Genomic DNA, 22,581 nt, shown 5'->3' with positions numbered 1-22,581 from the left:
CGGGGTACGCACTAAGCTTTGAGAAGCGGGGGCTGCGGCCCCCGTTTTCCATTCTCCACAACCGGCCGCACGCCCATGTCCATTCCCTCGCCCTGGCGCACCGACTTCCCGGCCCTCGCCGCCTTCGAGGCCGAAGGCCAGACCTACCTCGACAGCGCCGCCACCGCGCAGAAACCGCGCGCCATGATCGACGCCCTCACCGGCTACTACGCCAGCGGCGCCGCCAACGTGCACCGCGCCCAGCACCTGCCCGGCGAGCGTGCCACCCGAGCCTTCGAGGCGACCCGCAGCCTGGCCGCCCACTGGCTCCATGGCGGCAGCCCGGCGCAGATCATCTTCACCCGCGGCGCCACCGAAGCGCTGAACCTGCTGGCCTACGGGCTGGAAGGCCAGTTCCAGGCGGGCGACGAGATCGTCGTCAGTGCGCTGGAACACCACGCCAACTTGTTGCCCTGGCAGCAACTGGCCAAGCGCCGCGGCCTGAAGCTGGTAGTGCTGCCGCTGGACGCTGACGGGCGTATCGACCCGAACCGCGCCGCCGGCCTGATCGGCCCGCGCACCCGCCTGCTCGCTGTCAGCCAGCTGTCCAACGTTCTCGGCACCTGGCAGCCGCTGCCGGAACTGCTGCAGATGGCCCGCCAGCACGGCGCATTAAGCGTGGTCGATGGCGCCCAGGGCGTGGTCCACGGCCGGCACAACCTGTCGGCGCTGGGCTGCGACTTCTACGTCTGCTCCAGCCACAAGCTCTACGGCCCGGAAGGCCTCGGCCTGCTCTGGGGCCGCCAGGAAGCGCTGGAGCGCCTGGCGCACTGGCAGTTCGGCGGCGAGATGGTGCGCGCGGCGGACTACTTCGACTCGCAGTTCCACAGCGCACCCATGGGCTTCGAGGCCGGCACCCCGCCTATCGGCCCGGTGATCGCCCTGGGCGCCACGCTGGAATGGCTGGCCAGCCTGGACAGCGCCGAAGTCAGCGCCCACGAGGACTTCCTCCACGCCCGCCTGCTGGCCGGCCTGCGCGCCCGTGACGGCGTGCGCGTGCTCGGCGAGCCGGAAGTGGCGCTGGTCAGCTTCGTGGTCGAGGGCGTGCACGTCTCCGACCTCGGCCACCTGCTCACCGAGCAGGGCATCGCCGTGCGCGCCGGGCACCACTGCGCCATGCCGCTGATGAAGACCCTGGATGTCGCCGGCGCCCTGCGCGTCTCCCTCGGCCTGTACAACGACAGTGCGGATATCGAGCGCTTCTTCGGCGCGCTGGACAGCGCCCTGGAATTGCTGCGATGAGCCTCCCCGTCGCTGCCGCCGAGGCACTGGAGACCTTTACCGCCCTGCAGGGCTGGGAGCAACGCGCCCGCCTGCTGATGCAGTGGGGCGAGCGCCTGGAGCCGCTGAGCGAAGCCGAACTGGGTGACAAGCAGCGCGTGCAGGGCTGCGAGAGCAACGTCTGGCTGGTGGCGGATCGGCGTGATGAGCGCTGGCACTTCCGCGCCTACAGCGATGCGCGCCTGCTGCGCGGGCTGCTGGCGTTGCTGCTGGTGCGGGTGGACGGCCTGCCGGCGGACGAGCTGTCCGCCATCGATCTGCCGGGCTGGTTCGAGCAATTGGGGCTGGGCCGGCAACTGTCGCCGTCGCGCAGCAACGGCCTGAATGCCGTGCTGAAACGCATGCAGGATTTGATCTCCGCCTGAGGCGCTGGCCTATGCGTAGGAGCGGACTCCGTCCGCGATTGGCCCGCATCGCGCCGGAGACCATCGCGGATAAATCCGCTCCTACAAAGGCAATCAGCCCGCAGCGCGCTCCGAAGGCCGCCGCGCACCCGCGACAATCTTGTCCACGGCCCGCGCCGCCGCGACCATGCCGAAAGTCGCGGTCACCATCATCACCGCGCCGAAACCACCGGCGCAGTCCAGTTTCACGCCCTCGCCGACAAAGCTCTTGGACTGGCAGACGGTCCCGTCCGGCTTCGGATAGCGCAGCTGTTCGGTGGAAAACACGCACTGCACGCTGTAATGCCGGCCCGGCGTGCGCGAGAAGTTGTAGTCGCGACGCAGTGTCGAGCGAACCTTGGCGGCCAGCGGGTCGTTGAAGGTCTTGTTCAGGTCGGCGACCTGGATCTGCGTCGGGTCCACCTGCCCGCCCGCGCCACCGGTGGTGATGATCTGCAGCTTGCGGCGCTTGCACCAGGCAATCAGCGCGGCCTTGGCGGCGACGCTGTCGATGCAGTCGATCACGCAGTCCAGTTCGGGGGTGATGTAGTCCGCCATGGTCTCGCGGGTGACGAAATCGGCTACAGCGTGTACGACGATGCCCGGGTTGATCGCCTTCAGGCGCTCGGCCATGACCTCGACCTTGGGCTTGCCCACGGCGCCCTGGATGGCATGCACCTGGCGGTTGGTGTTGGTGACGCAGACGTCGTCCAGGTCGAACAGCGAAATCTCGCCCACGCCGCTGCGCGCCAGGGCCTCAGCCGCCCAGGAGCCCACGCCGCCGATCCCGACCACCGCCACATGGCTGGCCGCCAGTCGCTCCAGGCCCTCACGGCCGTAAAGCCGCGCGATTCCGCCGAAACGCTGTTCATCCAGTTGCATCGCCCACACCTCATCTCGAAACGGCCGGCATTCTATAACGACCGGGCCCCTGTAACGACCGCGCCCCTATAACAATCGGCCTGGGCCGGCCTGCAACAAAGCCGGATTGCCGCAGTCTCAGTCACGCGCCTGCCACACATTCTAAACTGTCGGAAAATGCCCACGAACGCCCACGCGGCGGATGGCGCCGGCAACCTGTACAGCCCCCGGAGTGCGGGGTAGGATGCGCCCCGACCGAGCTGTCCCGTACAGAGATTGTCCCGGCCCCTCCCCGTTCCACCCTTTGGAACCCGATCGCACCATGCCTGCACGCAAGTTCGGCCTCAACCTGGTGGTGTTCGTTGCCCTCGCGGCACTCTTCACCGGCTTCTGGGCCCTCTACAACCGCCCCGTCAGCGTTCCCGACTGGCCGGAAAGCATTTCCGGATTCTCCTTCTCGCCCTTCCGCCTGAACCAGAATCCGCAGAAGAACCAGTTCCCCAGCGACGACGAGATCCGTTCGGACCTGGAACTGGTCTCCAAGAGCACTGACAACATCCGCACCTACTCGGTGAAGGGCTCGCTGGCCGATATCCCGCGCCTGGCCGAAGAGCTGGGCATGCGTGTCAGCCTCGGCATCTGGATCGGCCCGGACGAGGCCGAGAACGAGGCCGAGATCGAACGCGGCATCGAGATCGCCAACAACTCGCGCAGCGTGGTGCGGGTGATAGTCGGCAACGAAGCGCTGTTCCGCCGCGAGGTCACGGTCGAGCAACTGACGGCCTACCTGGACCGCGTGCGCAAGGCGGTGAAAGTGCCGGTGACCACCGCCGAGCAGTGGCACATCTACGAGAAGTACCCGGAGATGGCCAAGCACGTCGACCTGATCGCCGCCCACGTGCTGCCCTACTGGGAATACACGGCGATGAACGATGCCATCCCGTTCGTCCTCGAACGCGCCAAGGAACTGCGCGCCAAGTTCCCGCGCAAGCCGCTGCTGCTGGCCGAAGTCGGCTGGCCGAGCAACGGCCGCATGCGCGGCGGCGCCGACGCCACCCAGGCGGACCAGGCCATCTACCTGCGCACGCTGACCAACGCACTGAACAAGCGCGGCTACAACTACTTCGTCGTCGAGGCCTTCGACCAGCCGTGGAAAGTCGGCGACGAAGGCTCGGTGGGCGCCTACTGGGGCGTCTACAACGCCCAGCGCCAACCGAAGTTCAACTTCGACGGGCCGGTAGTGAACATCCCGCAGTGGCGCGCCCTGGCAGTCGCCTCGGTGGTGATGGCGCTGCTCGCCCTGACCCTGCTGATGATCGACGGCAGCGCCCTGCGCCAGCGCGGGCGGACCTTCCTCACCGTGGTCGCCTTCGCCGGCGGCTCGGTGCTGGTGTGGATCGCCTACGACTACAGCCAGCAGTACAGCACCTGGTTCAGCATGACCGTCGGCGGCCTGCTGGGCATCGGCGCACTGGGCGTGTTCATCGTCCTGCTCACCGAGGCCCACGAACTCGCCGAGACCGTCTGGGTACGCAAGCGCCGCCGGCCGTTCGATCCGGTCCTCACCGATACCGGCTACCGGCCCAAGGTCTCGGTGCACGTGCCCTGCTACAACGAACCACCGGAGATGATGAAGAAGACCCTGGATGCGCTGTCCAGGCTCGACTATCCGGACTTCGAAGTCCTGATCATCGACAACAACACCAAGGACCCGGCGGTCTGGGAACCGGTGCGCGACTACTGCGAAGTCCTCGGCCCGCGCTTCCGCTTCTTCCACGTCGCGCCGCTGGCCGGCTTCAAGGGCGGCGCGCTGAACTACATCCTGCCGCACACCGCGCCGGACGTCGAAGTCGTGGCGGTGATCGACGCCGACTACTGCGTCGAGCCGAACTGGCTCAAGCAGATGGTGCCGCACTTCAGTGATCCGAAGATCGCCGTGGTGCAGTCCCCGCAGGACTACCACGACGGCGAGGAAAACGTCTTCAAGAAGCTCTGCTACGCCGAGTACAAGGGCTTCTTCCACATCGGCATGGTCACCCGCAACGACCGCGACGCGATCATCCAGCACGGCACCATGACGATGATCCGGCGGACCGTGATGGACGAGCTGAAGTGGGCCGACTGGACCATCTGCGAGGACGCCGAACTGGGCCTGCGCGTGTTCGAGAAAGGCTATTCGGCCGCCTACTCGCACCAGAGCTTCGGCAAGGGCGTGATGCCCGACACCTTCATCGACTACAAGAAGCAGCGCTTCCGCTGGGCCTACGGCGCCATCCAGATCATGAAGGGCCACGCCCGCGCGCTGTTCCAGGGCAAGGACAGCAAGCTCACCCTCGGCCAGCGCTACCACTTCATCGCCGGCTGGCTGCCGTGGATCGCCGATGGCATGAACATCTTCTTCACCGTCGGCGCGCTGCTCTGGTCCTCGGCGATGATCATCGTGCCCAAGCGGGTCGACCCGCCGCTGTTGATCTTCGCCATCCCGCCGCTGGCGCTGTTCTTCTTCAAGTTCGGCAAGATCATGTTCCTCTACCGCCGCGCGGTGGGCGTCGACCTGTTGCGCTCGTTCCAGGCGGCGGTGGCCGGCCTTGCGCTGTCCCACACTATCGCCAAGGCGGTGCTCTACGGGACATTCACCAAGACCATCCCGTTCTTCCGCACGCCGAAGATGGCCTCCAACCACGGCCTGCTGGTCGCACTGGCCGAAGCCCGTGAGGAGGTCTTCATCATGCTGCTGCTGTGGGGCGCGGCGCTGGGCATCGTGCTGGTGCAGGGCGTGCCGAGCCGCGACATGATGTTCTGGGTAGCCATGCTGCTGGTGCAGTCGCTGCCCTACCTCGCCGCCCTGGTGATGGCGCTGCTGTCTGCCGCACCCAAAGCCCAGGAAGCACCGGTAGCCGACACCGCCCCAGCCAGCTGAACTCGAACGTAGGATGGCGTGGAGCGAAGCGATACCTATCAATATCCGGCAAGCCAGGCCGATGGGTATCGCAAGCTCCACCCATCCTACGAAAGACCGAGGCCTGCAGGAGCGAGCGTGCTTCTACAGGTTGAGCTGCACCGCTTATCCGCTACCAAGAACGCCGGCCATGCGCCGGCGTTTTTGCTTTAAGATGGGCGCCTTTTTCCGTTCCACCCCCAGGATGCCCTCAATGTCCCTCTCGCCGACACTGGCCCTCGCCTGCGAGCTGATTCGCCGTCCCTCCGTCACACCGGTCGATGCCGACTGCCAGCAGATGATGATGCAGCGCCTGGACGCCTGCGGCTTCGCCCTGGAGCCCATGCGCATCGAAGAGGTGGATAACTTCTGGGCCCTGCGCCAGGGTCGCGACGGCGCCAACGGCCCCGTGCTGTGCTTCGCCGGCCACACCGACGTGGTCCCCACCGGCCCCGAGCAGGCCTGGCAGCACCAGCCGTTCGACGCCCTGATCGACGCCGACGGCATGCTCTGCGGCCGTGGTGCGGCAGACATGAAAGGCAGCCTGGCGTCGATGATCATCGCCACCGAGCGCTTCGTCGCCGACCATCCGGACCACCGCGGCAGCATCGCCTACCTGATCACCAGCGACGAGGAAGGCCCGGCCCATCATGGCACCAAGGCCGTGGTCGAGCGCCTGAAGGCCCGTAACGAGCGCCTGGACTGGTGCATCGTCGGCGAACCGTCGAGCACCACCCTGGTCGGTGACATCGTCAAGAACGGTCGTCGCGGCTCCCTCGGCGCCACCCTCAGCGTGCGCGGCAAGCAAGGCCACGTGGCCTACCCGCACCTGGCGAAGAACCCGATCCACCTCGCCGCCCCGGCCCTGGCCGAACTGGCCGCCGAGCACTGGGACAACGGCAACGACTACTTCCCGCCGACCAGCTTCCAGATCTCCAACATCAATGGCGGCACCGGCGCGACCAACGTGATCCCCGGCGAGCTGAAGGTGATCTTCAACTTCCGCTTCTCCACCGAATCCACCGTCGAAGGCCTGCAGCAACGCGTCGCGGCGATCCTCGACAAGCACGGCCTGGACTGGCACATCGACTGGGCGCTGTCCGGCCTGCCGTTCCTCACCCAACCGGGTGAGCTGCTCGATGGCGTGGCGGCGGCGATCCGCGCGGTCACCGGCCGCGAGACCACGCCGTCGACCTCCGGCGGCACCTCCGACGGCCGCTTCATCGCCACCATGGGTACCCAGGTGGTCGAGCTCGGCCCGGTGAACGCCACCATCCACCAGGTGGACGAACGCGTGCTGGCCAGCGACCTCGATGTACTGACCGAAATCTATTACCAGACCCTGGTGCGACTGCTGGCATGAGTGGACCGAACAAAGGCTTCTGCCTGGGCGCCGTACAGCCCGACACCCCGCCGCCCGCGCCAGCCGCCGAGCGTCGTTATTCCCTGCGCGTGTACCAGATCGCCCAGCGCCGCCGTTCCCTGCCCACCGTGCTGCGTAATGACTTGCCGCAGCCGCTGGTGCCGCCGCCGCAAGGGAAGAAAGGATGCTGATCTGCCCGCTGTGCCGCGAGGCGCTGACCGAGGTCGACAACGGTGTCGCCTGCTCCGCTGGCCATCGCTTTGACCGCGCCCGCCAGGGTTACCTGAACCTGCTGCCGGTGCAGCATAAAAAGAGCCTCGATCCGGGCGACAACGCCGCCATGGTCGAGGCGCGCCGGCACTTCCTCGGTGCCGGCCACTATGCTCCGCTGGCCAGACGCCTGGCAGAGCTGGCCGCTGAACGCGCTCCGGGGCGCTGGCTGGATATCGGTTGCGGCGAGGGTTACTACACCGCGCAACTGGGTGAAGCCCTGCCGCAGGCCGACGGCTATGCGCTGGATATCTCCCGCGAGGCTGTCAAACGCGCATGCAAGCGCGCTCCGCAGCTGACCTGGATGGTCGCCAGCATGGCCCGCGTGCCGCTGGCCGAGGCTTCCTGCCAGCTGCTGGCCAGCGTGTTCAGCCCGATCGACTGGAAGGAAGCGGCTCGCCTGCTCACTCCCGGCGGCGGCGTGCTGCGCCTGGGCCCGGCGCGCGACCACCTGCTGGAACTGCGCCAGCGCCTGTACGACGAAGTTCGCGAGTACGTCGAGGACAAGCACCTCGCCGACCTGCCCGAAGAGCTGAAACTGGCGCACAGCGAACAACTGAGCTTCAAGCTGCCGCTGCACACCCGCGAAGCCCGCGAGCACCTGCTGGCGATGACGCCCCACGGCTGGCGGGTCAACCCCGAGCGGCGCGAGCGCATCCTTGCCGAGCCCTTCGAGGTGACGGTCGCGGTACGCTACGATTGGCTGGAACGCCAAGAACCCTGACGAGGACGCCATGCGCCAACCGGATATCGAGATCTACATCAAGGATGCCGACCAGGCCGCCGTCGGCGCCTGGCTGGAGAAGGCTCTTGGCCCCTGCTCCGAATGGCGCGCCCAGGGTGAGACCTTCAAGTGCACCGCCGGCAGCATTCCCGCCACCTGGCTGCCCAAGGCCGTGGGCAAGTGGAACAGCCTGTTCCTGGACAGCGACAAGACCCCGTGGGACGACGATGTCGCCTGCGCCCGCGATGCCTGCGCCGCTCTGGAAGTGGAGGTGCGCTGCGCACCGGGTAGCTGGAGCGAGGATCAGGGCGAGGAAGACGCCGACCGCTGGCTGAAAGTGACCGCCGCGGGCGTCGAAGAGATTACCTGGCGCACGGGCTGAAACCGTGCCGGCAGAGAGTGAAAATCAAAGGCCCGTCCATTGGACGGGCCTTTGATTTCGGGGGCTCAGACCTTCGACACGTCTTCTGCCTGGAGGCCTTTCTGACCCTGGATCACCGAAAACTCCACTTTCTGGCCTTCGACCAGGGAGCGGTGACCATCGCCACGAATGGCACGGTAGTGAACGAAAACGTCCGGACCGCTATCGCGTTGAATGAATCCATAACCTTTGGCGTCATTGAACCACTTGACGGTTCCGACCTCACGATCAGCCATTACCACACTCTCCAACTTGCCTATTATTTTTGGATGGCCCCCGGGAATGAGGACTTCGGCAGTCGCCGGCTGAACGCTTTCCTTATCATCCAACCCGCGCCGAAAGGCACGTAGGAAGGTAATTCGAATAACGCCCAAGGGCGACAGCGCTCCCGAGTATATAAATCAAAAGTTACAGCTGAAAAGCACTTTTTCATCAGCTTCCCGAGCCTATGACCAATCAGGCCAAAGTGCCATTTTTCGGGGCCTGCAGAGCCATTTTGGTGCTCGTTACCCTGCGTAACGAAAGTGTTTCGAACGTGGACCCTTTCGCACTTTCGCGCATTTACGGCGGGTAGTTTCGTTCCCGTTGATCCGTTTTCGGCAACCTACGGAAATGTCTTTCAGAAGCAGTCGGAGTGCGCCCTGCAGCTTCTGCCGCGGCAATATGCCCAATCATTTATCTGCTGAATTGGCAGTCCGCCAATCCATTGCGCCCGATGAATAACGGCCATGAAATACCCCACTGACCGCACTCACGCGCGGTCAGTCGTGCACCATCAGAGGACTCGCGCGCTCAGGGGCTGACCTGGTAGCCCCGCCCCTGCAGGCAACCACTGTAGGCGCTGGCACTGGCAGTGTTCTGCGCCTCACTCTGGGTGCGACGATCCTCCCGGCGGTCCTGGCGCTGGCGCGAAGCGCCCACTACGGCACCCGCCGCCGCCACGTCGCCAGCGCGGTTCTGCCGGTACTCCTGCTTGGCATCGTCACTGGCGCGATCGTAAACCTCATCATGCCGCTGCCCACGCACTTCCGCCGCCACAGCGCCGGCCGCCGCTCCCCTTGCCGCGCCGCGAACCCGGCCGCCGACATTCGGATCGGAACTGCTGGTGGCGCTGCTCGCCGCGTTGGCGGCGACGCTGTTGCACTCAGTCATGTCCTGCTGCATCTGCTGGCTGCTCTGGCCCTTGAGCGGGACAACGGTCTGGGCCGCGACGGGCAGCACAACCGACAAGGCGAGCAGGCATCCCCAGGTGAACGTACGCATCGCGGAACCTCCATAGAATGTCATCCCCTAAATGGCAGGATAGCCGCAGTCCACGGGGTGTCCGCCCGCGCCGACCAAGCGCTCGTGACTTTGCTGGCGGGGGCCTAATCCGGCAAACTAGCCGGCCTGAGCAATCGCTCGTTTTACCTACGCCAGCCATAGGGCCTGTATGCCTCGTTACCCGTTCCGCCGCTTCGGTTTTGGTGCCCTGCGCCGCCTGCTGTACCTCTGGGTGCGCTCGGAAACCATCAACCAGTCGGCCTTCAGCCTGAAGATCGACCGCAGCAAACCGGTCCTCTACGTCCTGCAGCAGCCCTCGGTGACCGACCTTGCCGTGGTCGATACCGAGTGCCGCAAGGCCGGCCTGCCGCGTCCGGTGATGCCGGTGGCAGTGGGTGAATCCATCGAGCCGGCGGCCTTCTTCTACCTGACGCCCGAGCCCGACTGGCTCGGCCGCCAGGACAAGCGCGGCGCGCCGCCAGCGCTGGTGCGCATGCTCGGCGCCATCGGCCAGAACGGTATCGACGATGCGCAGATCGTTCCGGTCAGCGTGTTCTGGGGTCAATCCCCGGACAGCGAGAAGAGCGCCTGGAAGCTGCTGTTCGCCGACAACTGGGCCGTCACCGGCCGCCTGCGCAAACTGGCGCGCATCCTCATCCTCGGCCGCAAGACCCGCGTGCAGTTCTCCGCGCCCATCCACCTGCGCGAACTGGTAGAACAAAACAAGGGCCACGAGCGCACCCTGCGCATGGTCCAGCGCATCCTGCGGGTGCACTTCCGCAACCAGAAGACCGCGGTAATCGGCCCGGACCTCTCCCACCGCCGCACCCTGGTCAAGGGCCTGCTGCGCGCGCCGCTGGTGCGCCAGGCGATCCAGGAAGAATGCGATACCCAGAAGATCTCCCAGGACAAGGCCGAGGCCGCTGCCCTGCGCTATGCCAACGAGATCGCCGCCGATGTTTCCTACCCGGTGATCCGCTTCCTCGAAGTGACCCTGACCTGGTTCTGGAACAAGCTCTACGAGGGCGTGAAGGTCAACCACATCGAGCGCGTGCAGGAAGTCGCCCAGGGCCACGAGATCGTCTACGTGCCCTGCCACCGCAGCCACATCGACTACCTGCTGCTCTCCTACCTGCTGTTCCGCAACGGCCTGACCCCGCCGCACATCGCCGCCGGCATCAACCTCAACATGCCGGTGGTGGGCTCGATCCTGCGTCGTGGCGGTGCCTTCTTCATGCGCCGCAGCTTCAAGGGCAACCAGTTGTACACCGCGGTGTTCAACGAATACCTGCACACGCTGTTCAGTCGCGGTTTCTCCACCGAGTACTTCGTCGAAGGCGGCCGCTCCCGCACCGGGCGCATGCTGCACCCGCGCACCGGGATGCTGGCGATCACCCTGCGCAGCTTCCTGCGCGACTCGCGCCGACCCATCGTCTTTGTCCCCGTGTACATCGGCTACGAGCGTGTGCTCGAAGGCCGCACCTACCTGGGCGAACTGCGCGGCGCGACGAAGAAGAAGGAATCGATCTTCGACATCTTCAAGGTCGTCGGTGCACTCAAGCAGCGCTTCGGCCAGGTGTGGGTGAACTTCGGCGAGCCGATCCACCTCGACGACTTCCTCGACCAGCAGCAACCGGACTGGCGGCAGCAGGACCTGAGCCCGGAATACCGACCGGCGTGGCTGTCGGAAACCACCAACCACCTGGCTCGCGACGTCGCCCGTCATCTCAACGACGCTGCGGCGACCAACCCGGTGAACCTGGTCGCCCTGGCGCTGCTCTCCACCACCCGCCTGGCCCTGGACGAAACCGCCCTGGCTCGGGTGATCGACCTCTACCTCGACTTGCTGCGCAAGGTGCCCTACTCGCCCAGCGCCACGCTGCCCGAGGGCGACGGCCACGAGCTGATCGAGTACGTAAAGAGCATGAACCTGCTCAGCGAGCAGAAGGACGCCCTCGGCCGTATCTGCTATCTCGACGAGCAGAACGCGGTGCTGATGACCTACTACCGCAACAACGTGCTGCACATCTTCGCCCTGCCGGCGCTGATCGCCAGCTTCTTCCAGAACAGCGGGCGGATCAGCCGCGAGCAGCTGCTGCGCTACACCCGCGCGCTGTACCCGTACCTGCAGGCGGAACTGTTCATCCGCTGGAGCCTGGACGAGCTGGACGCCGTGGTCGATCAGTGGCTGCAGGCCATGGTCGCCAGCGAACTGCTCAAGCAGGAGAACGACACCTTCATCCGCCCGCCGCCCAGCTCGCGCCAGTACGTGCTGCTGACCCTGCTGGCCCGCGCCATCGCACAGACCCTGCAGCGCTTCTACATGTCCATCTCGCTGGTGCTCAACGCCGGGCAGAAGCAGCTCACCGCCGAGGAACTGGAAAACCTCTGCACCGTGATGGCCCAGCGCCTGTCGGTGCTCCACGGTCTCAACGCCCCGGAATTCTTCGACAAGAGCCTGTTCCGCCACTTCATCCAGACCCTGCTGGACGAAGGCGTGCTGCGCAAGGACGAGCACGGCAAGCTGAGCTACCACGAGCTGCTCGGCGAACTGGCCGAAGGTGCCGCCAAGCGCGTGCTGCCGGCGGAGATCCGACTGTCCATCCGCCAGGTCGCCCTGGAGCGACCACCCCAGGAAGAAAGCTCCCCCACCGAGCCCCCGGCTGCCAGCCAGGGCTGATCCGCCCTCCTGCCGGCTGCTTGACGCCCCCGCACCGCGACCGATAGATTTCTGACGATCTACCCTCGGTCGCGGTCAGGGACGCTCCCCGTGTTCAACAGGATTCTGATCGTCTGCGTCGGCAACATCTGCCGCAGCCCCATCGCCGAACACCTGCTGCGCGAGTCCCTGCAGGGCAGCGACATCGCCGTGGCCTCCGCCGGGCTCAGCGCGCTGGTCGGCCACTCCATCGACAACACCGCCCTCGCCACCCTTCGCCGTCACGGCCACCACCCCCAACCGCACCGCGCCCGCCAGCTCACCGCCGAACTGGTCCACGAGGCCAACCTCGTCCTGGTGATGGAGCAATCGCAGATCCAGAGCGTTATCCGCCTGGCCCCCGAGGCTCGCGGCAAGACCTTCCTGCTGGGCAAGTGGCAGACCGACCAGGAGATTCCGGACCCTTATCGCAAAGGCCCGGATGCCTTCGAGCGCGCGTATGCGCTGATCGAATCCGCGGTAGCTCCCTGGGGCGATCGACTGCGAATTCGCCGGTAATTTGACGAACAACTATCTTCCCGACAAAAGCGTCAGAAAACCTTACAAACCGATGATGAAAAAGGCTACGCTCTAGCCCAGCAAGACCATATTCAGCTGTTTGGTCTCCCAGTTACGACAAGTAATTTTCCAGGGGCCTACATCGCTTTATGAAGATCCTGCACATCACCGAGTCCTTTGGCGGCGGCGTCACCTCGGCCATCAACTCCTACATCCTCAACTCCCAGCAGCATGAACACTACCTGCTGGCCTCGGTGCGCAAGGGCGACACCACGGGAGAGGAAAGCCAGGGCCTGTTCAAGCACATGGAACTGGTGCCCCGCCGTCTTTCCAGCCTCGCCCGGGTGAAGCCGTACATCGATCGTGTGCAGCCGGATGTCATCCATCTGCACAGCACCTATGCCGGCGCCCTGATCCGCGCCCTGCCCTTCATTCCCGCAAAGAAGATCGTCTACACCCCCCACGGCTTCGCCTTCCTGCGCGGCGACCACCCAATGATGCTCAAGGCCTACCGGGCCATCGAATCGCTGCTGGCGAAGCGCACGGCGGTGATTGCCGGCTGCGGCCTGGACGAACAGCGCATCGCCGGGGAACTGATCGAGCCGGGGCATACCCTGGGCCTGGTGAACATCTGCGACGACCTCCCGGAAGTGCCGGCGATCAACAGCCTTACCAGCAAGCCGGTGATCGGCATGGTCGGGCGCATCAGTCGGCAGAAGGGCCACGAGTATTTCCGCGCGCTGGCAGAGGGCTGCGCAGACATTGCGCACTTCAAGTGGATCGGTGGCGGGGACGCGCAGGTCATGGCGGAGATGATCCAGGCCGGCATCGAAGTGACCGGTTGGCGCCCGCGCGGCGAGGTCATCGCCCACATGAAGGGGCTCGACCTCTACTTCCACACGGCAGCGTGGGACGGCTTCCCCATCTCGGTGCTGGAGGCAGCGAAGCTCGATCTTCCCATCGCACTGCGGCGCATCGGTCCTTTCAGCGCGGAGGGGCTTTCCACCCTGCAGGACCTCGGCCACGCGCGCCAGGAAATTCACGCTTTCATCAAGGGCGACCCCGGAACGCATTCCCGCCTGCGTCACAATACTCACAGCATTCGGCAACTGCACTGCGGTGAACACTTACGCAGTTCACTGAGCGCGCTTTATTCTCGCTTCCCCTCAGAAACGGCCCAAAACGAACTCGCCCAGGGCTGATCCCTTCCTCCTCGAAAATGCCCTTTTCGACAGCGCTGCCCAGTCGTTCGAGGCGCTCAGAAAACGACCAGAATTGTCCGGCACTTTCATTGTTTTGACAGTATTCCCTTTAACCCTCCTCAGAGAATTCTTAAACCCCTGAAACCGGGGGAGGAGTGCATTGAATCGACCGGCTGCGAGGCTTAATTTCGCGGCCTCATTGATTCATGCAGCGGTGACAACCGTGTTCAACAGGGTACTGATGGTCTGTGCTGGCAACATCTGCCGCAGTCCTACAGCAGAACATCTCCTTCGGTATGAACTGACAGACTCCGGCGTTCATGTCTCCTCCGCCGGGCTGACGGCTCTGGTCGGCCGCCCGCTCGAGGCGCGCGCCCTTGCCACGCTCCAGCGCCATGGCCAGCAGCCCCAGGAGCACCACGCCCGGCAACTGACAGCCGAACTGCTGCAGGCCGCCGATCTGGTGCTGGCCATGGAGCAGCGCCACCTGCAAGACATCTTCCGCCAGTTTCCCGAATCCCGCGGCAAGACCTTCCTGCTCGGAAAGTGGCAGCACGACCGCGAAATTCCAGACCCCTACCGACAGAGTGACGCCGCCTTCGAGCACGCCTACGCGCTGATCGCCCAAGACGCCGCTGCCTGGGCGAAACGCATTCGCCCTGCCCGCTAAGACATTCCGAGACCCCGCCACCATGCAACACCCACACACGCCCAAGCCCCAAGCCCCCGTGCTGCAAGCCTCGCACGACGATGACGAGATCGACCTGCTCGCCCTCTTCGGCACCCTGCTGGACCGCAAATGGATGATTGCCAGCATCACCGCCGGCTTCATGGTGATGGGCGTAGCCTATGCCCTGCTCGCACCGCCGGTGTACCGCGCCAGCGCCACCCTCCAGGTGGAACAGAAGAAGCCCGGCATCCCGGGCCTGTCGGACATGAGCGACCTGCTGGGTGCGCAATCGCAAGCGGTCACCGAGATCCAGCTGCTGACCTCGCGCAGCGTGATCGGCAAGGCCGTGGACAGCCTCAAACTGGATATCGATGTCCAGCCCTCGCTGTTCCCGGTGTTCGGCAACTTCCTTCATCGCCACTACAGCCCGGAGCACCCTGGCGATATCGCGCCCGCGCTGCTGGGGATGAGCCGTTTCGCCTGGGGCGGCGAAAGCCTGAAGATCTTCCAGCTCGATGTACCCGACATACTGCTGGAAAAGCAATTGACGCTCATCGCCGGTGAGAACGGGCGCTACAGCCTGTTCGACGACGACAACAACCTGCTGGTGGAAGGCACTGTTGGCCAGCCCGCCGAGCAGAACGGCGTGAAGGTGCAGGTAGAGACCCTGGCCGCCAATCCCGGCACCCGCTTCAAGGTCACCCGCGAACGGCGGCTGAGCGCGATTCTCGACTACCAGCAGAACCTCAACGTCAGCGAAACCGGCAAGGAGTCCGGCATCCTCACCCTGGCCCTGGACGACGAGCAGCCCGAACAGGCCCTCGCCGTACTCGACGCCATCAGCCAGCAATATGTACTGCAGAACGTCGAACGAGCCTCCGCTGAAGCCGCCTCCAGCCTGGAGTTCCTGCGCGGCCAACTGCCGGAAGTCCGCAAGGACCTGGAGCAGTCGGAAAACGCCCTGAGCGGCTACCAGTCCCGCGCCAAGTCGGCGGACATCAGCCTGGAAACCAAGGCCCTGCTGGACCAGATCGTCGCGCTGGACACCAGCATCTCCCAGCTGAAGCTGCAGCAGGCCGAGATGGACCACAAGTTCACCCACCAGCACCCGGCCTACCAGGCCCTGATGCGGCAGATCGGCGAACTGACCAGCAAACAGGCCGGCCTCTCCAAACGCGTCGAAGCCCTGCCGGAAACCCAGCAGGACCTGCTGCGCCTGACCCGCGACGTACAGGTCAGCACCGCTATCTATACGCAAATGCTGAACAAGGCCCAGGAACTGGACGTCATGCGCGCTGGCGCCGTTGGCAACGTTCGCATCATCGACCCGGCCGACGTCGACACCACCAAACCGGTGAAACCCAAGAAACCCTTGATCGTTGCCATTGCGACGCTGCTGGGCCTGTTCTTCGCCATCGCCCTGGTGCTGCTGCGCAAGGCCATGAACCGTGGCATCGAAACCCCTGAAGCCATCGAGCAGCTCGGCCTGCCGGTGTATGCCTCGATTCCTTACAGCACATTGCAGAAAGCCGAAGAAGACCGGCGCAACAAGAGCAACAAGGGCTCGTTCCAGCCCGCCCCGCTGCTGGCCACCAGCCACCCCACAGACCTTGCTGTCGAGTCCCTGCGCAGCCTGCGCACCAGCCTGCACTTCGCCATGCTGGAATCCGGCGACAACCGCCTGATGATCTCCGGGCCAAGCCCCTCAGTGGGTAAATCCTTCGTCAGCGCCAACCTGGCGGCCGTGATCGCACAAACCGGCCAACGCGTTTTGCTGGTCGATGTCGATATGCGCAAGGGCTACCTGCACAAAATCCTCAACGCGCGTGAGCAAAGCGGCCTTTCCGACCTGCTGATCCGGCGCTGTGGCTTCGACAGCGCCATTCAAGCCACGGGCGTGGAGAACCTCAGCTTCATCTCCCGTGGGCAGATTCCGCCCAACCCGTCGGAACTGCTGATGCACCCCAACTTCACCGACATGCTGGAACGGGCCAGCGCCGAATTCGACCTGGTCATCCTCGACACCCCCCCCTCTGCTGGCGGTGACCGATGCCGCCATCGTCGGCCGGCAGGCAGGCACCAGCCTGATCGTCACCCGCTTCGCCAAAAACGCCCAGCGAGAAATCGAGCTGACCATCCGCCGCTTCGAACAGAACGGCATCGAACTGAAGGGAGCCATCTTCAACGGCGTCGAGCGACGCGCAGCGGATTACTACGGTGCCGGGGCTTATGCCTACCAGTACGAATACGTCTCGGACAAGAGCTGAACACGCTTTCCTGCGGGGCACCCCGCCTGGAGGACATATGCAAGCAACAACGGAAAAGCGCTGGTATCTGCTCCAGTGCAAGCCCAGGCAGGATTTTCGTGCACTCGAGCATCTGGAGAACCAGGGGTTCGAGTGCCTGTTGCCGACACATCAAGTCGAGCGCTTGCGCAATGGCCAGTGGCTGCGCCAAAAGGAAGCATTATTCCCCGGTTACCTGTTCATCGAACTGGACACCCAGCAGGACAACTGGATGCCAATTCGCTCGACACGAGGCGTCAGCCAAATCGTGCGATTTGGCGAAAGCCCGCTGCCGGTTTCAAACAACATCATCGATTACTTGAGGCAGAGAAATGTTCCCATGGAGCATGAACTCCAGCCCGGCGACAAGGTAATTATAAACTGGGCCGGGACCAACGGTATCGAAGCCATTTACCTCGCCAAGGACGGAACACAACGGGTAATTCTTCTGCTAAAGCTTCTTCAGCGCGAAGTTCAAGTTAGCTCCCCTGTTCAGGGCTTGATAAGAGCCAGTTAATTTACTAACTCGACAAATATCATCCCACTCTGCAGTACGCAGAAAACCTCCTCCATTCATACCGCTACGTCTCAGGAGCTAAACGAAAAATCCTGGGGCGGTAGCGTGCCTAAATTTTACTGTAGGCATATACCCAAGACGTCTCCCCAGTTAAACGCTACGAGAAACCTAATGAAAGTTACGATCCACGGCATTGGATATGTTGGCCTAGTCCAAGGTGCAGTACTGGCAGAAGTCGGCCACGATGTTCTCTGTGTCGATATTGATTCTAAAAAAATAGATCAATTGAAAGAAGGCCATATTCCGATCTTCGAGCCCGGCTTGGAAAACCTCGTCAAGGAAAATTCCCAAAGAGGTAATCTACGGTTTACCACCGATGCATCTGAAGGCGCCAAACATGGCGATATTCAGTTTATTGCCGTAGGCACTCCGCCAGATGAAGATGGGTCTGCGGATCTACAGTACGTTCTAGCCGTAGCCGAAAATATCGCACGCTATATGCCTGAACCAAAATTCATAGTAAACAAGTCCACCGTGCCTGTGGGTACAGCTGACAAGGTTAGAAAAAAGATTGAGGAAACGCTCGCCCAAGAAGGAAAAGCAGGACTGACCTTTGACGTAATTTCGAATCCTGAATTTCTTAAAGAAGGCTCTGCTGTAACTGACTGCATGCGCCCGGATCGAATAATTATTGGAACCTCCGATCCCAAGTCAGAAGAATTAATGCGCGAACTCTATGCCCCCTTCAACCGTAATCACGAAAAAATAATTGTCATGGACGTGCGCAGCGCCGAACTTACCAAGTATGCAGCCAACTGTATGTTGGCAACAAAAATCAGCTTTATGAACGAGATGGCAAATATTGCTGAGCGCTTGGGTGCCGATATCGAAATGGTACGCCATGGCATTGGTTCCGACCCTCGTATTGGCTACCAGTTTATATATCCAGGGGCAGGATACGGTGGATCCTGCTTCCCAAAGGATATTCAAGCTTTGATCCGCACATCAGATGAGATCGATTTTGACTCTAAAGTGCTTAAAGCTGTGGAAGAACGGAACCGTAGACAAAAACACTTGATCTTTGAAAAAATATCAAGCCACTTCAATTACGATTTAAACGGAAAGATATTTGCACTGTGGGGGCTTGCATTTAAGCCAAATACTGACGACATGCGCGAGGCACCCAGCCGGGTGCTGATGGAGGCGCTTTGGAAGGCTGGAGCAAAAGTACAAGCTTATGACCCAGAGGCAATGAAAGAAGCTCAACGCATATACCCCGACCGTGAAGAACTAGTGCTTTGCGGAACAAAAGAAGCAGCTTTGAAAAAGGCTGATGCATTGGTCATCGTGACGGAATGGCCAGAATTCAAAGCACCGAACTTCTCGGCCATAAAAAGTGAATTAAAAAATAGCGTCGTGTTTGATGGTAGAAATCTATTCAACAAGTCACAGCTTGAGAATCACGATCTTAATTACTTCTCCATCGGCCGCTGAAAAATGCAAAATGTAACTGTAAACCTAACTACAACCTTAAACCGGCAACACTTATGCGCGCAAACAGTATGGTCGCTGCTAAATCAATCAATCACGCCTAGGAAAATACGAGTATGGGCATCAAAAGAACCGTACTTGATTGACACGGGATTTCAATCGCCGCCGAAATGGGTAGATGAACTCAACAGAATAAATAATATAATTGAGTTTCGTTGGACTAAAAACATCGGCCCTTACAGAAAATTAATTCCAGCCTTGAGAGAAGCCAATGAAGATGAAATTATAGTTTATGCTGATGATGATACTTTATACCAAGAGCAGTGGTTAAAATTATTGATCACAAAATTCATTGAATACGGCGGCGAATACGTAACTGCATCTCGAGTCAGAAAAAAGAGAAAAAACATTTTTGGACTCTACACTTCCTATATGCTTTGGCCCATAGTATCAAAAGAGGCAAAAATATCAGATAATTTCATTATCACCGGCATCGGCGGCGCAGCAATCAAGCGCTCTCACATCAAAGAAAGCTATATCAATAACAACGATTTTCTAAGAGTTTGCCCTAAAGCGGATGATTTCTGGATAAGCCATATTCTACAAAAGTCAAATAGCAGTGTAATCACGGTTCCGGATGCGCTGGACGAAATTGTCCCAATTGAGCACTCAATGGGGCTAGCCGAAGAGAACCGACTTAACGCAAAATCATACTTGATGAAAATAACTAACAAAATCAAAATACTAACACTGGGAAATCTTGGCATCAGCATTTGCAACAATGACGAAGCTCAGAAGTCCATATCCAAGTACAGCCAAGATACACAAATATAAATGCAGCACACTGAAAAGCTATATAAAGCTATCGGCAAAAGCATGCTAAGCCGATACACTGTATATGCAGCAAATATTATTTCACTGATGCTATTGTCGCGATTATTCACTCCGGAAATTTTCGGAACAGTGGCATCAATAGCTGTACTTCTGGTTTTTTTCCAAATTCTTTCTGAGGCCGGCCTAGGCCCAGCAGTTATTAACATTGACCATCTTCCACCAGCAGATCGAGATGGGATATTCAGCTTAACACTGATAATCGGTATTATTTTCAGTATCAGCTTTATATTTGCCACTCCGCTCATCGCGAAGCTATACAACTCCGTTGAAATTATTGAGCTAACTCCTTTCGGCGCCATAACTTTATTTTTCTACTCGGCCAGCATATTACCTAACGCAATGTTGCTGAGAGATCAAAACTACTACAAACTCTCTATCATTGGTCTTTGCGCTGAAATCTGCTCAACCTTAACCGCCTCGATTTTATTGCAGTATATAGATCCCAAAATTGCTCTTATTGGAAAAACCGCTTCGAGTTCAGCCATTAGCTTCATAAGTGCCTACTACTTCAGCAGTCATACCGAGTTTGGCCGACCACGTCTAGGACGAAAAATATCCGCCGTATATCCCTTACTATCATTCTCCCTCTACCAATTCCTCTTCAACCTGATTAATTACTTTTCTAGAAATCTTGACAACATACTAGTTGGAAGAGTACTCGGCACTGCTGCCCTAGGAGTTTATGACCGGGCGTATCAAATAATGCGTTATCCACTCATATTACTTTCATTCGCAATGACTCCTGCAATCCAACCTACACTACGCCGTCATGCAAATGACTTAAGAGTAATAGAAAAAATACACACAGACTTCAGTTACAAACTGTCATTAATAGCATGCCCTCTCGCCCTCGCGATAATTCTTTTATCTAAACTCATAGTAAAGATAATTCTAGGGGAGAAATGGATCGGCGTGGCGCCCCTAATTTCAATTTTTGCGTTCTCCATACCTGCGCAAGTAGTACTATCCACAATAGGAAGCTTCTTCCAGGCAATCAATAAAGTAAACTTGTTATTCCTTAGCGGATTAATATCAGCAGCGACAACAATATCACTGATAGCCATCGGAATACATCTTGGAAACTTAGAAAAACTTTCATGGCTTTTGGTGGCAGCCTTTTATATCAACTACCTCCAATCCTATTTCATATTTTACCGTTTTGGATTATCCACCACCCCATTGATATTCTACAAAAAACAAACCCCCCAACTTATACTTTTTATTATAATTTCATATATATTCTACTCGACAACAAACTAGATACGTCATCGAATTCCCTTGCCTTGCAGGCACCATTCAAATAAATATTTCCACCAAGATTCTTCCCAACCTCGCCGAAGGCGAAGTATTTTTCAATTTACTCATCAGTATCGAACCGCTCTACTATTGCTTTTACCTCGGTTTAAGGGCAGTACAATTTCTTCACTAAACCTCCCGCCACACTCTAATTAGTAGATAAGCCGCCCCCCCAAGCCTCTTTATGTAAAACTCTAAAAGCTATGTATTACGTGAAAAGCCAATGGCTAAAAAGCTACATCAATATTTGCTTTGTAGCGCTCGTCGTAATTTCCTCTTCTTGCCTTCAGCTTTTTATTGACGGAGGGGCTCGGAGCGAAGGTTACAATTACACCGACCAGTCCAGCAATGAGCTATATCGCATTCCTTTACTTTGGCTTATAGCCACTTCACCTATTCTAATTTTATTCGCTATAAATCTCACAAAAATTAAAAAAAGACAATTTAACACTCCTCTGGCATCTCTTTTGATGCTGTGTCTCCTATCAAGCACTTGGTCTATAGACAAATATTCCGCAATAAGAGATAGCACATTTATCATGGCATCATATGCCTTAATATCAGTTCAAGCGTCGATAACAGACATTGCGGATAGAGTCAGGCTACTTTGCTCAACTTTATTGCTCATGCAAATCCTATCACTAGTTTTAGCCCTTTCCCTCCCCAGCTATGGAGTTTCAGTGGGTGTGCACGAAGGAGAATGGCAAGGAATATTCACACACAAGAATATTTTAGGGTCATTCTCAGCATTATCGATAGCTATTTTTATCGGCGGAATGCAATTTAATTTGCAATACCGAAGTTCTGCAGGAATCTTGATTTCACTCATACTAATAATTAACAGCGGGTCAACCACATCGCTTACCACCTCCATACTAATAATTTCTATTTACACATTACTTAAACTGAAGCCACTGCTAGCAATTTCGATAAGGAACAAAAACTTATTAATAACATTATTGCTACTTTCAAACCCAATATGCGTAGCCATTTCAGTATTTTCGCCATCATTAATCTTACTAAGTAAAGACTCATCATTTAGCGGGAGAGATGCAATATGGATGGCCACGCTCAATGAGATAAGTAAGAGCCCTATTTTAGGACATGGCCTCAGCCAATTCTCTTATTTTTTCTTTGGCTCATCAGTAACCGAACTTCGCCGACTGGGAGACTTTGCTACATCAAGCCACAATGGCTTTATTGACTTACTATTCTCATTAGGCATCATCGGAACATCACTATTTATCCTATCTATATTCAGAACATTTAATAACTCCCCTCCAACCTACTTCAGCATTAAAATAATAACCATCACCTGCTTGATAATAATAAATACTTTCGAGACAAGATTGATCTCTTTAAACATATATTTTGTTGCATTTCTTTTTATTTCAAAGCTATCAAACATAGATTTAAATTATAAAAAGGTATAAAAGCTCAAGCTTAGCTTAGCTTTCGATATCCTC

General features: G+C 59.3%; 19 protein-coding genes and 1 pseudogene. 17 read left to right on the top strand and 3 right to left on the bottom strand.

Annotation, left to right across the window (positions count from 1 at the left end):
- Nucleotides 1-75: 75 nt before the first annotated feature.
- Both IB273_RS20780 and IB273_RS20775 read left to right on the top strand, forming a co-directional pair.
- A complete protein-coding gene (locus IB273_RS20780) occupies nucleotides 76-1,281 on the top strand; it encodes an aminotransferase class V-fold PLP-dependent enzyme (RefSeq protein WP_192224915.1) in 1,206 nt (401 codons plus the stop codon).
- Nucleotides 1,278-1,685, top strand: a complete 408-nt coding sequence (locus tag IB273_RS20775) for a SufE family protein (RefSeq protein WP_192224914.1) — start codon at nucleotides 1,278-1,280, stop codon at nucleotides 1,683-1,685. The genes IB273_RS20780 and IB273_RS20775 overlap by 4 nt, the downstream gene beginning before the upstream one ends.
- A gap of 93 nt (nucleotides 1,686-1,778) precedes the next feature.
- Here IB273_RS20775 and tcdA read toward each other — a convergent pair whose 3' ends face one another.
- Entirely contained in the window at nucleotides 1,779-2,585 is an 807-nt protein-coding gene (gene tcdA / locus IB273_RS20770; RefSeq protein ID WP_192224913.1) for a tRNA cyclic N6-threonylcarbamoyladenosine(37) synthase TcdA, read from the bottom strand.
- Between the two features lie 301 nt (nucleotides 2,586-2,886).
- On the opposite strand from tcdA, the gene IB273_RS20765 reads away from it, so the two are divergent.
- The 5 genes from IB273_RS20765 to IB273_RS20745 all read left to right on the top strand — a co-directional run bounded on the left by IB273_RS20765 (nucleotide 2,887) and on the right by IB273_RS20745 (nucleotide 8,241).
- A complete protein-coding gene (locus tag IB273_RS20765) occupies nucleotides 2,887-5,484 on the top strand; it encodes a glycosyltransferase (RefSeq protein ID WP_151186268.1) in 2,598 nt (865 codons plus the stop codon).
- A 223-nt stretch (nucleotides 5,485-5,707) separates the two neighbouring features.
- Entirely contained in the window at nucleotides 5,708-6,865 is a 1,158-nt protein-coding gene (dapE, locus tag IB273_RS20760; RefSeq protein WP_192224912.1) for a succinyl-diaminopimelate desuccinylase, read from the top strand.
- On the top strand, nucleotides 6,862-7,056 hold the full coding sequence (locus IB273_RS20755; RefSeq protein ID WP_081517874.1) for a hypothetical protein: 195 nt from the start codon (nucleotides 6,862-6,864) through the stop codon (nucleotides 7,054-7,056). The genes dapE and IB273_RS20755 overlap by 4 nt, the downstream gene beginning before the upstream one ends.
- Nucleotides 7,050-7,859, top strand: coding sequence for a putative RNA methyltransferase (locus IB273_RS20750; RefSeq protein WP_081517873.1), 810 nt, complete (start codon nucleotides 7,050-7,052; stop codon nucleotides 7,857-7,859). The genes IB273_RS20755 and IB273_RS20750 overlap by 7 nt, the downstream gene beginning before the upstream one ends.
- A gap of 10 nt (nucleotides 7,860-7,869) precedes the next feature.
- Nucleotides 7,870-8,241, top strand: a complete 372-nt coding sequence (locus IB273_RS20745; protein ID WP_081517872.1) for a hypothetical protein — start codon at nucleotides 7,870-7,872, stop codon at nucleotides 8,239-8,241.
- Nucleotides 8,242-8,306: 65 nt separating this feature from the next.
- Here the strand turns inward: IB273_RS20745 and IB273_RS20740 are convergent, their stop codons facing one another.
- Together IB273_RS20740 and IB273_RS20735 are read right to left on the bottom strand one after the other, a co-directional pair.
- Nucleotides 8,307-8,516 carry a cold-shock protein gene (locus IB273_RS20740; protein WP_045209986.1) on the bottom strand — a complete coding sequence of 70 codons (210 nt, stop codon included), beginning with the start codon at nucleotides 8,514-8,516 and terminating at the stop codon, nucleotides 8,307-8,309.
- A gap of 556 nt (nucleotides 8,517-9,072) precedes the next feature.
- Nucleotides 9,073-9,543, bottom strand: coding sequence for a YMGG-like glycine zipper-containing protein (locus IB273_RS20735; RefSeq protein WP_192224911.1), 471 nt, complete (start codon nucleotides 9,541-9,543; stop codon nucleotides 9,073-9,075).
- 169 nt (nucleotides 9,544-9,712) lie between these two features.
- Between IB273_RS20735 and plsB the strand changes: the two genes are divergently transcribed.
- The 10 genes and pseudogenes from plsB (at nucleotide 9,713) to IB273_RS20685 (ending at nucleotide 22,548) form a co-directional block, all read left to right on the top strand.
- Complete coding sequence (gene plsB / locus IB273_RS20730) at nucleotides 9,713-12,223, top strand: glycerol-3-phosphate 1-O-acyltransferase PlsB (protein ID WP_192224910.1); 2,511 nt, start codon at nucleotides 9,713-9,715, stop codon at nucleotides 12,221-12,223.
- 90 nt (nucleotides 12,224-12,313) lie between these two features.
- On the top strand, nucleotides 12,314-12,760 hold the full coding sequence (locus IB273_RS20725; RefSeq protein ID WP_081517869.1) for a low molecular weight protein-tyrosine-phosphatase: 447 nt from the start codon (nucleotides 12,314-12,316) through the stop codon (nucleotides 12,758-12,760).
- 149 nt (nucleotides 12,761-12,909) lie between these two features.
- Nucleotides 12,910-13,962, top strand: a complete 1,053-nt coding sequence (locus tag IB273_RS20720) for a glycosyltransferase family 4 protein (protein ID WP_192224909.1) — start codon at nucleotides 12,910-12,912, stop codon at nucleotides 13,960-13,962.
- 223 nt (nucleotides 13,963-14,185) lie between these two features.
- On the top strand, nucleotides 14,186-14,632 hold the full coding sequence (locus tag IB273_RS20715; RefSeq protein ID WP_151189634.1) for a low molecular weight protein-tyrosine-phosphatase: 447 nt from the start codon (nucleotides 14,186-14,188) through the stop codon (nucleotides 14,630-14,632).
- Nucleotides 14,633-14,654: 22 nt separating this feature from the next.
- Nucleotides 14,655-16,899, top strand: a pseudogene (locus IB273_RS20710) (polysaccharide biosynthesis tyrosine autokinase).
- On the top strand, nucleotides 16,862-17,434 hold the full coding sequence (gene rfaH, locus IB273_RS20705) for a transcription/translation regulatory transformer protein RfaH (RefSeq protein WP_318652492.1): 573 nt from the start codon (nucleotides 16,862-16,864) through the stop codon (nucleotides 17,432-17,434). Before IB273_RS20710 ends, rfaH begins: the two are co-directional and overlap by 38 nt.
- A 171-nt stretch (nucleotides 17,435-17,605) precedes the next feature.
- Nucleotides 17,606-18,928 carry a UDP-glucose dehydrogenase family protein gene (locus IB273_RS20700; protein WP_192224907.1) on the top strand — a complete coding sequence of 441 codons (1,323 nt, stop codon included), beginning with the start codon at nucleotides 17,606-17,608 and terminating at the stop codon, nucleotides 18,926-18,928.
- A 3-nt stretch (nucleotides 18,929-18,931) separates the two neighbouring features.
- On the top strand, nucleotides 18,932-19,759 hold the full coding sequence (locus IB273_RS20695; RefSeq protein ID WP_192224906.1) for a glycosyltransferase: 828 nt from the start codon (nucleotides 18,932-18,934) through the stop codon (nucleotides 19,757-19,759).
- The gene (locus IB273_RS20690; RefSeq protein ID WP_192224905.1) at nucleotides 19,760-21,079 is read left to right on the top strand and encodes an oligosaccharide flippase family protein; all 1,320 of its coding nucleotides are present in this window, start codon (nucleotides 19,760-19,762) and stop codon (nucleotides 21,077-21,079) included.
- Nucleotides 21,080-21,654: 575 nt separating this feature from the next.
- Nucleotides 21,655-22,548 (top strand): O-antigen ligase family protein, encoded by an 894-nt coding sequence (locus tag IB273_RS20685; protein WP_192224904.1) that lies wholly within the window; start codon nucleotides 21,655-21,657, stop codon nucleotides 22,546-22,548.
- Nucleotides 22,549-22,581: the final 33 nt, after the last annotated feature.

It is taken from the genome of Pseudomonas sp. PDM19 (assembly GCF_014852215.1).
GTDB lineage: Bacteria > Pseudomonadota > Gammaproteobacteria > Pseudomonadales > Pseudomonadaceae > Pseudomonas.
Note: the sequence above shows the minus strand (reverse complement) of the source record. Positions and strands in the feature narration are given on the sequence as shown.

Bases quoted from the DNA above. Each gene is read 5' to 3' on its own strand.
- IB273_RS20735 (WP_192224911.1), bottom strand. From the start codon at position 9,543: ATGCGTACGTTCACCTGGGGATGCCTGCTCGCCTTGTCGGTTGTGCTG.
- IB273_RS20750 (WP_081517873.1), top strand. From the start codon at position 7,050: ATGCTGATCTGCCCGCTGTGCCGCGAGGCGCTGACCGAGGTCGACAAC.
- IB273_RS20685 (WP_192224904.1), top strand. From the start codon at position 21,655: ATGGCATCATATGCCTTAATATCAGTTCAAGCGTCGATAACAGACATT.
- rfaH (WP_318652492.1), top strand. From the start codon at position 16,862: ATGCCTACCAGTACGAATACGTCTCGGACAAGAGCTGAACACGCTTTC.
- IB273_RS20695 (WP_192224906.1), top strand. From the start codon at position 18,932: ATGCAAAATGTAACTGTAAACCTAACTACAACCTTAAACCGGCAACAC.
- IB273_RS20740 (WP_045209986.1), bottom strand. From the start codon at position 8,516: ATGGCTGATCGTGAGGTCGGAACCGTCAAGTGGTTCAATGACGCCAAA.
- IB273_RS20745 (WP_081517872.1), top strand. From the start codon at position 7,870: ATGCGCCAACCGGATATCGAGATCTACATCAAGGATGCCGACCAGGCC.
- IB273_RS20720 (WP_192224909.1), top strand. From the start codon at position 12,910: ATGAAGATCCTGCACATCACCGAGTCCTTTGGCGGCGGCGTCACCTCG.
- plsB (WP_192224910.1), top strand. From the start codon at position 9,713: ATGCCTCGTTACCCGTTCCGCCGCTTCGGTTTTGGTGCCCTGCGCCGC.
- tcdA (WP_192224913.1), bottom strand. From the start codon at position 2,585: ATGCAACTGGATGAACAGCGTTTCGGCGGAATCGCGCGGCTTTACGGC.
- IB273_RS20690 (WP_192224905.1), top strand. From the start codon at position 19,760: ATGCAGCACACTGAAAAGCTATATAAAGCTATCGGCAAAAGCATGCTA.
- IB273_RS20775 (WP_192224914.1), top strand. From the start codon at position 1,278: ATGAGCCTCCCCGTCGCTGCCGCCGAGGCACTGGAGACCTTTACCGCC.
- dapE (WP_192224912.1), top strand. From the start codon at position 5,708: ATGCCCTCAATGTCCCTCTCGCCGACACTGGCCCTCGCCTGCGAGCTG.
- IB273_RS20755 (WP_081517874.1), top strand. From the start codon at position 6,862: ATGAGTGGACCGAACAAAGGCTTCTGCCTGGGCGCCGTACAGCCCGAC.
- IB273_RS20780 (WP_192224915.1), top strand. From the start codon at position 76: ATGTCCATTCCCTCGCCCTGGCGCACCGACTTCCCGGCCCTCGCCGCC.
- IB273_RS20765 (WP_151186268.1), top strand. From the start codon at position 2,887: ATGCCTGCACGCAAGTTCGGCCTCAACCTGGTGGTGTTCGTTGCCCTC.
- IB273_RS20700 (WP_192224907.1), top strand. From the start codon at position 17,606: ATGAAAGTTACGATCCACGGCATTGGATATGTTGGCCTAGTCCAAGGT.